This window comes from Massilia sp. YIM B02763 (assembly GCF_030412015.1).
GTDB lineage: Bacteria > Pseudomonadota > Gammaproteobacteria > Burkholderiales > Burkholderiaceae_D > Telluria.
The window spans coordinates 23,833-36,560 of the sequence record NZ_JASNRD010000023.1 but is presented as its reverse complement, the minus strand read 5'-3'; the positions used below and the strand labels follow the sequence as shown (position 1 = coordinate 36,560).

Annotated in this window: 9 protein-coding genes; 5 read left to right on the top strand and 4 right to left on the bottom strand. The window is 67.0% G+C overall.

Features of this window, described 5'->3' with window-relative positions; translation table 11 throughout:
* The first annotated feature begins 79 nt into the window (after window positions 1–79).
* From QPK32_RS22530 to QPK32_RS22520, 3 genes are read left to right on the top strand one after another with little or no spacing between them, the layout of a single operon-like run.
* Window positions 80–973 (top strand): ABC transporter ATP-binding protein, encoded by an 894-nt coding sequence (locus QPK32_RS22530; protein WP_290415023.1) that lies wholly within the window; start codon window positions 80–82, stop codon window positions 971–973.
* Between the two features lie 4 nt (window positions 974–977).
* On the top strand, window positions 978–4,559 hold the full coding sequence (locus QPK32_RS22525) for a M1 family aminopeptidase (protein WP_290415022.1): 3,582 nt from the start codon (window positions 978–980) through the stop codon (window positions 4,557–4,559).
* 44 nt (window positions 4,560–4,603) lie between these two features.
* Window positions 4,604–4,801 (top strand): addiction module protein, encoded by a 198-nt coding sequence (locus tag QPK32_RS22520; RefSeq protein ID WP_290415021.1) that lies wholly within the window; start codon window positions 4,604–4,606, stop codon window positions 4,799–4,801.
* Between the two features lie 183 nt (window positions 4,802–4,984).
* Here the strand turns inward: QPK32_RS22520 and QPK32_RS22515 are convergent, their stop codons facing one another.
* From QPK32_RS22515 to QPK32_RS22500, 4 genes are all read right to left on the bottom strand, one after another.
* On the bottom strand, window positions 4,985–7,642 hold the full coding sequence (locus tag QPK32_RS22515) for a DNA topoisomerase III (protein WP_290415020.1): 2,658 nt from the start codon (window positions 7,640–7,642) through the stop codon (window positions 4,985–4,987).
* A 269-nt stretch (window positions 7,643–7,911) separates the two neighbouring features.
* The gene (locus QPK32_RS22510; RefSeq protein WP_290415019.1) at window positions 7,912–8,376 is read right to left on the bottom strand and encodes a DUF494 family protein; all 465 of its coding nucleotides are present in this window, start codon (window positions 8,374–8,376) and stop codon (window positions 7,912–7,914) included.
* 106 nt (window positions 8,377–8,482) lie between these two features.
* The gene (gene dprA / locus QPK32_RS22505) at window positions 8,483–9,637 is read right to left on the bottom strand and encodes a DNA-processing protein DprA (RefSeq protein WP_290415018.1); all 1,155 of its coding nucleotides are present in this window, start codon (window positions 9,635–9,637) and stop codon (window positions 8,483–8,485) included.
* 147 nt (window positions 9,638–9,784) lie between these two features.
* Entirely contained in the window at window positions 9,785–10,906 is a 1,122-nt protein-coding gene (locus QPK32_RS22500; RefSeq protein ID WP_290415017.1) for a LysM peptidoglycan-binding domain-containing protein, read from the bottom strand.
* 291 nt (window positions 10,907–11,197) lie between these two features.
* Here QPK32_RS22500 and def point away from each other — a divergent pair, with 291 nt between their 5' ends.
* The gene (gene def / locus QPK32_RS22495) at window positions 11,198–11,722 is read left to right on the top strand and encodes a peptide deformylase (RefSeq protein ID WP_290415016.1); all 525 of its coding nucleotides are present in this window, start codon (window positions 11,198–11,200) and stop codon (window positions 11,720–11,722) included.
* Entirely contained in the window at window positions 11,719–12,669 is a 951-nt protein-coding gene (gene fmt, locus QPK32_RS22490; protein WP_290415015.1) for a methionyl-tRNA formyltransferase, read from the top strand. Before def ends, fmt begins: the two co-directional genes overlap by 4 nt.
* Window positions 12,670–12,728: the final 59 nt, after the last annotated feature.

Here is a 12,728-nt window from a genome sequence, read left to right as displayed (position 1 = left end):
ATGCAATAGTCATGAAATACGCGCATTCTCACAGCTCTGCTTGCTGCCATGCGCGCGCCTTACCGGACCAGGAGTCTCCATGGAATTAGAAATCCGCAATTTGTCCAAGACCTATGCCAACGGCACGGTCGCGCTGGACAAGGTCACGCTGAGCATCCCGCCCGGGATGTTCGGCCTGCTGGGCCCGAACGGCGCCGGCAAGTCGACCCTGATGCGGATCCTGGCCACGCTGCAGGAGTGCGACAGCGGCTCGGTGTTCCTCGACGATATCGACGTGCTCGACGAAAAGGACGCCGTGCGCCGCCTGCTCGGTTACCTGCCGCAGGACTTCGGCGTCTATCCGAAGGTCACCGCCTACGAACTGCTCGACCATTTCGCCCAGCTGAAGGGCTTGTCGAACCGCACGCGCCGGCGCGAGATCGTCGACGCGCTGCTGCAGCAGACCAATCTGTTCGAGGTGCGCAACCAGCGCCTGGGCACCTATTCCGGCGGCATGCGCCAGCGCTTCGGCATCGCCCAGGCCCTGCTGGGCGACCCGCAGCTGATCATCGTCGACGAACCCACCGCCGGCCTCGACCCGCAGGAGCGGGTGCGCTTCCACAACCTGCTGTCCGACATCGCCGAGGACAAGACGGTGATCCTGTCGACCCACATCGTGTCCGACGTGGCCGACCTGTGCGCCAACATGGCGATCATCAACAAGGGCCACGTGCTGCTGTGCGGCGAGCCGGTGCGCCTGACCGAGGGCATCGAGGGCAAGATCTGGGCGCGCTTCGTCAGCAAGGGCGAACTGGCCGCGTTCCAGAAGCGCCACACGGTGATCTCCACGCGCCTGTTGAGCGGCCGCCCGCTGATCCACGTGTTCGCCGACCGCTACCCGGGCGACGATTTCGAACCGGTCCACCCGACCCTCGAGGACGTGTACTTCGCCACCATCGCCGGCCGCCACAACGACCTGGCCGGGAACTGCTGAGGCCATGCGCGCCCTGTTCGCCATTGCCGGCTTCGAAGCCCGGCAGCGCCTGAAACTGCCGTCCACCTGGATTTATTTCTTCGCTTTCCTGGCGCTGGCGCTGCTGTGGATGGCCGCCGCCGGCGGCGCCTTCCGCGAATTGAACGTGTATTTCGGCGGGCGCGTATTCATCAATGCGCCGCGCCAGCTCGCGATCAGCATGGCCTTGCTCGGCTCGCTCGGCGTGATCGTGGCGGCGGCCATGATGGGCCGCGCCGTGCAGCAGGACTTCGAGCACGACATGCACCACTTCTTCTTCAGCGCGCCGATCCCCAAGCACGCCTACGTGTTCGGCCGCTTCCTGGGCGCGCTGTCCACGCTGGCCGTGGTGTTCTCCGCGATCCCCCTCGGCCTGCTGCTGGGCGGCCTCGTGCCCGGCGTCGACCCGCAGCGCATCGGCCCGTATTCCGTGGCCGGCTACCTGCGCCCCTACTTCCTGACGCTGCTGCCCAACCTCGTCATCTTCGGCGCCATCTTCTTCGTGCTGGCCGCCCTCACGCGGCGCATGCTGCCCGTCTACGTGACGGGCGTGGTCATGCTGGTCGGCTACCTGGTGGCGCCGTCGCTGGCGCGCGACCTCGACTACAAGACCCTCGCCGCCCTGATCGACCCGTTCGGCACCTCGGCCGTGACACGCCTGACGGAGTACTGGCCACTCGCCGAGCGCAACACGGCGCAAGTGCCGCTCGAAGGCGTCTACCTCGTCAACCGCCTGATCTGGTCGCTGTTCTCGCTCGTGGCCCTGCTGCTCGGCTACTGGCGCTTCACCTTCGTCGCCACCCCGGCGGGACGGCGCGCGCAGGCACGCCCCGACGGCGACCCGGGCGCGCGCGTCAATCCGGGCAGCGCCGACCTGCACGAGGCGCCCGACTTCGCCGGCCGCAGCCTGGCGCTGCTGCTGGCCCGCGCCGCCTGGCTGAACCTGCGCGAATCCGTCAAGAACGTGTACTTCGCCGCCATCGTGCTGGCCGGCGTGCTGCTGCTGGCGGTCGGATCGCTGAACCTGGGCTCGATCTACGGCACCCCCACCTATCCCGTCACCTACATGGTGCTCGAACTGATCCGCGACCTGTTCGCCCCCTTCGTCCTGGTCGTGACGACCTTCTACGCCGGCGAGATGGTGTGGCGCGAGCGCGAGGCGCGCATGGGCCAGATGATCGACGCGCTGCCGGTGCCGAGCTGGCTGCCGCTGGCGTCGAAGACGCTGGCCCTCGTCGGCCTGCAGGTACTGCTGCTGCTGACCGCGATGGTGACGGGCATGGCGATCCAGCTGGTGCGCGGCTACGTGACGCTGGAGCCTGGCCTGTACCTGTTCACGCTGTTCGGCGTGCTGCTGCCGCGCTACGTGCTGCTGGCCGTGCTGGCGATCGCCGCCCAGGCCATCCTCAACCACAAATTCCTCGCCTACTTCGTCCTCGTCGTGTTCTACGTGGCCGGCATCCTGCTGGCCGGCTTCGGCCTGAACCACCCGCTGCTGTGGTACGCGGCGCTGCCGGACGTGACGTATTCGGCGATGAACGGCTTCGGCCACTACCTGGCGCTGCAGCGCGCGCTGCTCGCCTACTGGGGCGGCGCGGCGCTGCTGCTGCTGACGCTGGCCCTCGTGCTGTGGCCGCGCGGCGTCAGCGACAGCCTGCGCGAACGCCTGCGCCAGGGCCGCCGGCGCCTGACGACGGGCGTGCTGGCCGCGTTCGGCGCGGGCATCGTGCTGGTGGCCGGCAGCGGCGCCCTGCTGTGGTACAACCTCGACTACCTGGGCGCGTACCAGAGCGACTGGCACAAGGACGAACTGCGCGCCGAATACGAGCTGCGCTACCGCCGCTTCGCCGCGCTGCCGCAGCCGCGCATCGTCGACGTCAACCTGCAGGCCGACATCATGCCGGACACGCGCACGCTGTCCGTGCGCGGCGCCTACCAGCTCGAGAACCGCACGGCGGCGGCGATCCGCGACATCGTCCTGTACCAGCAACCCGGCCCGACGCTGCGGGCGCGCTTCTCGCAGGCGGCGCGCCAGGTGACGGCCGATCCGCAGCGCGGCTTCTACCGCTACGCCCTCGTCACGCCGCTGGCGCCGGGCGCGAAGCTGGCGCTGGACTACGAACTGGTCGACGCGCCCGGCGGCATCCTCGGCCTGGGCCGCGACACGGCCGTCGTCGGCAACGGCACCTTCTTCAGCAACGCGATCCTGCCGCGCATCGGCTACCAGCCGCATGCCGAGCTGTCCGACGAACGCGACCGCAAGCGCCACGGCCTGGCGCCGAAGGAAGCGATGGCCGCGCGCGACGACGCGAAGGCACAGGCCAACAACTACCTCGGCAACGACGCCGACTGGATCCGCTTCGACGCCGTCGTCAGCACCAGCCTGGACCAGACCGTGGTGGCGCCGGGCGTGCTGGAACAGGAATGGATGAACGGCGGCCGGCGCTACTTCCGCTACCGCGCCGACCGGCCGATCCTGAACTTCTACACGATCCAGTCGGCCCGCTACGAGGTGCGCCACGACCGCTGGCAGGACGTCCTGATCGACGTCTACTACCATCCGGGCCACGAATTCAACATCGACCGCATGATCCGCGGCGCCAAGGCCACGCTGGCCTACGGCGCGCGCCACTTCAGCCCCTACCAGCACCGCGAGCTGCGCATCGCCGAGTTCCCGCGCTATGGCGCCTACGCGCAGGCGGCGCCGGCCACCATCGCGTTTTCGGAAAGCGCCGGCTTCATCGCCAAGGTCGACCCGGAGTCTCGCAAGGACATCGACTATCCGTACTACGTCAGCGCGCACGAGGTCGGCCACCAGTGGTGGGGCCACCAGGTCGTGGCGGCGGACACGCGCGGCGCCACCGTGCTGTCGGAAAGCTTGGCCGAGTACACGGCGCTGATGACGATGAAGGCGACCTTCGGCGCCGACCGCATGCGGCGCTTCCTGCGCTACGACCTCGACCGCTACCTGATGGGCCGCGCCACCGAGCGCCGCAAGGAATTGCCGCTGGCGCAGAACGAGGACCAGCAGTACATCCACTACAACAAGGGCAGCCTGGCGATGTACCTGCTGCAGGACCTGCTGGGCGAGGACGCCGTCGACGGCGTGCTGCACGACCTGCTGGCCACCTACGCCTTCGAGGGGCCGCCCTACCCGACGGCCACCAGCCTGGTGCAGCGCCTGCGCGCCATCACGCCGCCGGACAAGGCCTACCTGATCGACGACCTGTTCGAATCGATCGTCCTGTACGAGAACCGCGCCGACAGCGCCCAGGCGCGGCGCCGCCCGGACGGCAAGTACGAGGTGACGATCCGCGCCAGCGCGGGCAAGGTGCGCGCCGGCGAACTGGGCGAGGAACAGCCGCTGCCGCTGCACGACTGGATCGAGTTCGGCGTCGACGGTGCCGACGGCGTCCCGCTGGCGCGCGAACGCCGCCGCGTCGACAGCCCTGAGCAGACCGTCACCCTCGTCGTGGACGGCCGCCCCGAGCGGGCCGGCATCGACCCGGACAACAAGCTGATCGACCGTAAACCGGCGGACAATATGCTGCCTGTCGACATCTTGTGAATCTCGCGTTATGATCTGGTAACAATTCTATGTCAGGAGTCGCCATGACCACGGTTGCAGAACTGGCCGCACAAATCCAGCAATTGTCCGCCGCCGACCGCCATGAACTGCTGCGCCTCCTGTTGGTGGACAGCGACGAAGCCGAACAGGATGCCGACGAAGCGTGGCGCAACGAGGTCGTGCGGCGCGTGAAGGCCATTCACAACGGGGAAGCGGCCATCAGGATGTTGCAGGACGATTGAGGAATGTGCTTGCCGCGGATGCGGCGGGCATGAAAAAAAACCGCGATGCCGGATGGCTCGCGGTTTTTTTTATTTTCTACGGTGACCAACCACCTCGTCGTTCCCGCGAAGGCGGGAACCCATGCTGAGCATCTTTAGCCAACTCGGTATGGGTTCCCGCCTGCGCGGGAACGACGGCAGGACTTATTCGGCAGCGACTTTCTTCGCCGGCGCCTTCTTCGCCGCCGGTTTCTTGGCCGCCACGGTCTTCGTGGCCGTCTTGGTCGCCGTCTTCGCCGCCGCTTTTTTCGCAGCCGGCTTCACCGCCACCGCCGTATCGCCGTCGCCGCCTTCATCGGCGGCCGCGGCCTTGCCCTTCGCGGCCGGCTTGCCCTTGCGCTCCTCGAACTCGAAGCTGATCTTGCCGTCCTTGCCGCGCACCAGGTAGGCCTTGAAGGCGCGGCGGGTGCGCTGCGACACGAAGCCCGGCAGCAGGTCGGTCTTGCCGTCGTTGAGGAGCTTGGCCATCTGCTCGGGCAGGATTTCCTGCTGCAGGATGATGCGGCTGCTGCGGAAGTCGCAACCCTTCGGCTTGGCCACCGTCTTTTCGCAGACGTAGGCCAGGCCCATCTCGTAGACGTTGCCGTTGCACTTCGGGCAGGGACCGAGCGCAGGCTGGCCCGTGAAGTCGACGCCCTCGCCGTCCTCTCCCTCGTCCTGGTCCTGGCCGAAGTCGAATTCCAGCTTGTAGTTGTGGATGTCCTCGTCGCGCACGATGCGCAGGATCGCCGCGAACGGACGGCCCATCTTCGAGCGGAAGCCCTGCAGCGGGCCGATGGTGCGGTCCTTCAGCAGCTGCTCGACTTCCTCGATCTCGAACTGGCGTCCGCCCGGCACCTTGGTCATCGAGAAATCGCACTTGGTGCAGGCGAAGCGGCGGTAGTTTTCCTTGACCACGCCGGCGCAGTTCGGGCACGGCGTCGTCAGGGTCGCGTAGTCGCCCGGGATGGTGTCGTTGTTGTATTCCTTGGCGCGCTTGACGATGATTTCGGTCATCTCGGCGATCTCGCGCATGAATTCGTCGCGCGTGATCTGGCCCTTTTCCATCTGCGACAGCTTGTATTCCCACTCGCCCGTCAGCTCCGGCGCCGTCAATTCGTTCACGCCCAGACCGCGCAGCAGCGTCATCAGCTGGAACGCCTTGGCGGTCGGGATCATCTCGCGCCCTTCGCGCAGCAGGTATTTTTCCGTCAGCAGGCCTTCGATGATGGCGGCGCGCGTCGCCGGCGTACCCAAGCCCTTGCCGGCCATGGCATCGCGCAGCTCGTCGGAGTCGACCAGCTTGCCCGCGCCTTCCATCGCCGACAGCAGCGTCGCTTCGTTGTAGCGTGCGGGCGGCTTGGTGACGAGGCCGTTGGCATTGACCTTCTCGGCCAGCACCTTCTCGCCCTTGGCCACCGGCACCAGGCTGGCGCCGTCCTTGTCGTCGGCGCTCGTGTCCTTGCCGTACACGGCCATCCAGCCCGGGTTGGTCATCACCTTGCCCTCGGTCTTGAACTGGTGGCCCAGGACTTCGGTGAAGCGGGTGGTGACGAGGAACTCGGCAGCCGGGAAGAACACGGCCATGAAGCGGCGCGTGACCAGGTCATAGAGCTTCTGTTCCGGCTCGGACAAATTCTTCGGCACGACGCCGGTCGGGATGATCGCGAAGTGGTCCGAGATCTTGCTGTTGTCGAAGATGCGCTTGTTCGGCTTGACCCAGCCCTTGTCGAGGATCTGCTTGGCGAACTGGTGGTAGTTCGCGTTTTCCTTCAGCACTTCCAGCGTTGACTTGACGGTGCCCAGGTAGTCTTCCGGCAGCGCGCGCGAATCGGTACGCGGATAGGTCAGCACCTTGTGCTTCTCGTACAGCGCCTGGGCCAGGCCCAGCGTGTTCTTGGCCGAGAAGCCGAAGCGGCCGTTGGCCTCGCGCTGCAGCGAGGTCAGGTCGAACAGGGCCGGCGCCATCGAGGTGGTCGGCTTGGACTCCTCGGTGACGTTGCCCTGCTTGCCCAGGCAGGCGGCGACGATGGCCTCCGCATCGGCCTTGTTCCAGATGCGCTCGGCGCGCTTTTCCGGATCGTTCTCGTCCTTCTTGAACTTGGTGTCGAGCCAGCGGCCCTCGTAGGTGCCGGCCGCGCAGCGGAACTCGGCGCGCACTTCCCAGTAGTCGCGCGGGACGAACTTGCGGATCTTTTCCTCGCGCTCGACCACGATCGACAGCGTCGGCGTCTGCACGCGGCCCACGGTCGTCAGGAAGAAGCCGCCCTCCTTCGAGTTGAAGGCGGTCATCGCGCGGGTGCCGTTGATGCCGATCAGCCAGTCGGCTTCCGAGCGGCAGCGCGCGGCATCGGCCAGCGGCATCATCTCCTGGTCGCTGCGCAGGTGGGCGAAGCCGTCGCGGATCGCGGCCGGCGTCATCGATTGCAGCCACAGGCGCTTGACGGTCTGCTTGGCCTTGGCGTTCTGGGCGATGAGGCGGAAGATCAGCTCCCCTTCGCGCCCCGCGTCGCATGCGTTGATCAGGGTGTCGACGTCCTTGCGCTTGATCAGCTTGTTGAGCACCTTGAGGCGCGATTCGGTCTTGGCGATCGGATTCAGCGCGAAATACGGCGGGATCATCGGCAGGTGGGTAAAGCTCCACTTGCCGCGCTTGACGTCGTATTCCTCGGGCACCGTGATCTCGAGCAGGTGGCCGACGGCGGACGACAGGACGTAGTCGTCGGATTCGAAATACTCATCGTGCTTGGTAAAGCCGCCGAGCGCCTTGGCGATATCGTTCGCCACGGAAGGCTTTTCGGCAATGATGAGGGCTTTGGTCATATGGGTTCTCGTACTCGGTCGATGAAGCGGGCTCGCGCATCATACATGACGCGGGCCGGCCGGGATCTCGTCCCTTTGATAACTTATTGGAAACTTTGGCGAATTAGCGGCCAATGATAAGCGGGTTGCCGCGCAATCCGCAAGTAGACGCTGTCTGGACGATCTTCAAGGCCGCCGCCCGCGCTTGCCAGGAAAACTACGCCTTTTATTTCTTCAATGCAAGAAAAAACGGGGCCGCAGCCCCGTTTTTCTTATATGCATGACAGTATTCAGTGCAGCAGGCGCGGTTCCGCGTCTTCGTCGTCGGCGCCGAACAGGTCGTCGAACATGAGCGCGTCCGGCTCCTTGCCCTGGCTCCAGAGGAGCATCAGGACGATGATCTTGAGCTTGCCCAGCGTGACGGGCGCCTCGTCCAGCGCCAGCGCGCGCTCGATGACGATTTCGCGCTGCGAGGCCGACAGCAGGCCGGCCAGTTCCAAGAACTGGATGAAGCCGACGGCGGCGGTGCCGAGGGTGTCGACTTCCTGGTCGATATAGAAACGGGTACCGCTCGATTCGAGGGCCGGGTCGACCGCGCTGGCCATCTCGGTCAGTCCATGCAACCAGTCCAGCGCTTCGGTAATTTCGACATCGTCGAAACCGACGGCGGACAGCTTGCGTGCCAGGGCAGCCGGCTCGGGGCAGGCGTCGGGACGGTAATACGTCTCGTAAAGATAGACTAGGATGTCGAACATGGTGTCGCTACTGTAGCAGCTAAGCTCCATGGGGCACAAGTCTGGCACGTGCTCGCCCATGCCCCGCAAACATCGACGTTGTTTATCGGCCTTATTCGCTTCGCACTTAGTTTCCCGCCTGTCCACAGCCCTTGTTTCCTTGTATTTCCGGCCTGCTCACGAGGCGCTGCACGCGCCCGCCGGGCAGGCGTTCGACCTGTCCCGACAGCTCCAGCAGCAGCAGGCGCGCGCTCAATTCGCCCGCGTTGCAATCGAGTTCGGCGAGCAGCGCGTCCGGGTCGACGGGGCCGTGGCCCAGCGCGGCCAGCAAGGGATCCGACGAATGCGCCGCTGCCTCCTCCATGCATGCGGCATCGGGCTGCGTGCGTGTTGATGCAGACTGCATGGCAAGCAGCGGCGACAGCGCCAGCGCCTCGAGCACGTCGTGCGCCGTGTCGACCAGCTTGGCGCCCTCACGGATCAACTCGTGGCAACCCTTGGCCAATGCGGCATGGATGGAACCGGGAATCGCGAACACCTCGCGCCCCTGCTCGGCCGCCTGGCGCGCCGTGATCAGGGAGCCCGATTGCGCCGCCGCCTCGACCACCAGCACGCCGGCGGCCAGGCCCGAGATGATGCGGTTGCGCTTGGGGAAATTGGCGGGCAGCGGCGGCGTGCCCACCGCGTATTCGCTGACGATGCAGCCCTCCTCGGCGATCCGCTCGGACAAGGCGCGGTTGCGCGCCGGATAGACCAGGTCCGGCCCCGTGCCGATCACGGCGATGGTGCCGCCGGCGCAGCGCAGCGCGCCCTCGTGCGCGGCCGCGTCGATGCCCAGCGCCAGGCCGGACACGATGGCCACGCCCGCCGCCGACAATGCCTCGGCGAAGGCCAGCGCGTTCGCCTTGCCCTGGTTGCTGGCGTTGCGGCTGCCGACGATCGCCAGGCACGGCCCGGCCAGCAACGGCAGGCGCCCTTTTATATAGAGCAGCAGCGGCGGATCGGGAATCTGCGCCAGCAGCGCCGGATAGCCGGGCGTGCCCAGCGCCAGCACGTGACGGCCGGGCGCGTCGAGCCAGCGCAGCGTGGCATCGACGAGGCGTACGGTGTCGGGGGACGGCGGCTGCAGCAGCGCGCGCGCCAGGGCCGGGCCGGCGTGCACGGCGAGCGCCTCGGGCGCGGCGGCGAAGATGGCCTCGAGGCTGCCGAAGGCGGCGAGCAGGCCGGCGGCGGTGCGCGGTCCCACGCCGCGCGTGCGGTCCAGGCGCAGCCAGGCGGCCAAGTCCGCAGGGGAAAGCGCGGGAGGAAGCGAAAGCGCAGGCGCGGGCCCGGCTGCAGCGCCAGGTCCTTCGTCGTCCTTTCCGCTGCTCGGGGCCGTGTCCTGCACGCTAAGTGCCTCCCTAAGTTACTCCCTAAGTTACTCCAGCGACTACTCCGGTGATTTCGCCACGTCGCCGACCTGGACCGGCACCGTCGCTTGCATGACCAGGCCGTACGAGACATGCCCGAACACCCGGAAGACGAACAGTTCGCCATACTGCTCGTCCGGCAATCGCAGCGTTGCGCCGGCGAAGTCCAGCAGGCCCTTGCTGCGGCCTTCCGGATCCTTCACGGTCTGGCCCAGATGATAAAGCTGCAGCACGGAGCCGACGTCGAGTCCGTCAAGTGCGCCCCGGTTGACAGCCACGACCTGGTGCTGGGACGCGTAGTTCACTTCCGACGGCACCGCCATCACGCGCGCCGCCACCGCTTGCTGCGGCACGTGCGGCACGTAGTTGCGCGGCACCGCCGGCGGGGCCGGCAGCAGCCGGTCGCCGATGCCCATTTCCTGCACCGAGCGGGTGACGACGAAGCTGTGCACGTCGGCGCCATTGCCGGCCGGCGTGACAAGGCGCGCCGTGCCGGTGAAGGTGGCCTCGTAGGCCATCGTCCTGCCCGTGTCCGGATCGACCAGCGCCTTCCCGGGCCGGAATACCTGGAAGCTGGTGGCGCCGTTCAAGTCGCCGCGCACGTAGATGCGGTCGCCCTCGCCCAGGTAGACGCGGCTCTCGGGCACGGCGGCGATGCGCGCCGCCCCCGCCAGGGTATCGTTCTCGACGATCAGCGGCTGGGTCAGGAACGGTTCGATCGCGCTGGACGGAATCGCCGGCACGGCGCCGTCGGGCCCCAGCGCATCCGTGCGCAGCTGGGGCGACAGGCGCACCAGCGGCGGCTGGCCGGCATCGGCATCGGGGTCGCCGGGACGGGTCAGCGTGAGGCGCCCGCCGCGGCGGTCGAAATACACGACCTGGCCGGGATAGATCCAGTGCGGGTTGCGGATCTCGTCGCGGTTCATGCCCCACACCTGGGGCCAGCACCACGGATGCTCGAGGAAGGCGCCGGAGATGTCCCACAGGGTGTCGCCCTTGACCACGACATGCTGGTCGGGCGCGTTCGGACGGAAACGGCATTCGATGGCGTGGGCGGAACCCGCCGCCAGGCAGGCGAGCATGGCCGCGGCGGCACGGCGGCCTGCGAGCGACCAGGCAGCGCCTGTGCTAAAATTTTTCATCAGAGAGTCCGTAAATGCGGCATTGACACGGGTGCTGGCTGCCAGCCCGGCCAGCCACGGCGCAGAATCAGACGATCCCTCGGCCGCATGGCGGACCATGACAGGTCCTTCGAGGGTTGCCGAACTGAATCAAATTCTGCCGAGAAATCCATGAAACAGCAAGACAAACCGCGTCCACCCGCCGGGACAGGACGGCTACGGGCGTTTGTGTGTTGTGTCTATGCGGCAACTTGAACCTTCGGGGCGGACACCCGATATACCTTTTATTGAATTACTTCGAACGACGACGCCATGGCCTTACTGAACATCCTCCGCTATCCCGATCCGCGCCTGCACAAGGTGGCCAAGCCGGTCACCGAATTCGGCGAGCGCCTCGAACAACTCGTGGCGGACATGGCCGAGACCATGTACGACGCCCCGGGCGTCGGCCTGGCTGCGACCCAGGTCGACGTGCACGAGCGCGTGATCGTCATCGACGTCAGCGAGACGCACGACGCGCTGATGGTCTTCATCAACCCCGAAATCGTCTGGGCCAGCCCGGAAAAGCAGGTCTACGACGAAGGCTGCCTGTCGGTGCCGGGCGTGTACGACGGCGTCGAACGCCCGGCCCGTGTGAAAGTGCGCGCGGTCGACCAGTTCAACAAGCCGTTCGAGGTCGAGGCCGACGGCCTGCTGGCCGTGTGCATCCAGCACGAGATGGACCACCTGATGGGCAAGGTATTCGTCGAATACCTGTCGCCGCTCAAGCGCAACCGCATCAAGACCAAGCTGATGAAGGAAGAGCGCAGCATGCAGAAGGAAGGCCGCCGCGCATGAAGGTCGTGTTCGCCGGCACGCCCGAATTCGCCGCCAGCGCCCTGCGTTCCCTGCTGGACGCCGGCTTTACCGTCCCGCTGGTGCTGACCCAGCCGGACCGGCCGGCCGGACGAGGCATGCAGCTGCAGGCATCCGCCGTGAAGCAGGTCGCCCTGGCCCACGGCATCGAGGTGCTGCAGCCGCTGTCGCTGCGCATGGATGCCAAGGATCCGCAGCGCGCGCTGGAAGCGAAGGCCGCGCACGAGCGCCTGCTGGCCACGGACTACGACGTGATGGTGGTCGCGGCCTATGGCCTGATCCTGCCCCGCTCCACGCTCGACATCAAGCCCTGCATCAACATCCATGGCTCGATCCTGCCGCGCTGGCGCGGCGCCGCCCCGATCCACCGCGCGATCGAGGCGGGCGATGCCGAGACGGGCGTGACGATCATGGAAATGGAAGAAGGCCTGGACACGGGCCCCATGCTGCTGATGGAGCGCATCGCCATCGAGGAAACGGACACCACCGGCAGCCTGCACGACAAGCTGGCGGCCCTGGGCGCGCGCATGATCGTCGACGCGCTGCGCCGCATGGAAGGGGGCCTGCTGGAAGCGGTGCCGCAGCCCGAGGAAGGCGTGACCTATGCGGCCAAGATCGGCAAGGAAGAAGCGAAGCTGGACTGGTCGCTGCCCGCCGCGGACCTGGCGCGCAAGGTGCGCGCCTTCAATCCATTCCCCGGCGCCTCCGGCCAGGCCGGCGCCAGCACCGTCAAGATCTGGCATGCCGAGCCGGTTGCAGGCGCGGGGCTGCCCGGACAGGTGCTGTCGGCCGATGCCCAGCGCGGCATCGTGGTCGCCTGCGGGGAAGGCGCGCTGCGCCTGACGGAGCTGCAGAAGCCGGGCGGCAAGCGCCTGGCGGCGGCGGAATTCCTGAAGGGGTTCTCGTTCGAAGGCGTGACGTTCGCATAACGCACGCAATGGTGGGCACGTGGTGCCCGCCATGCCGCCCCAAAAGCAAACGGCCGATT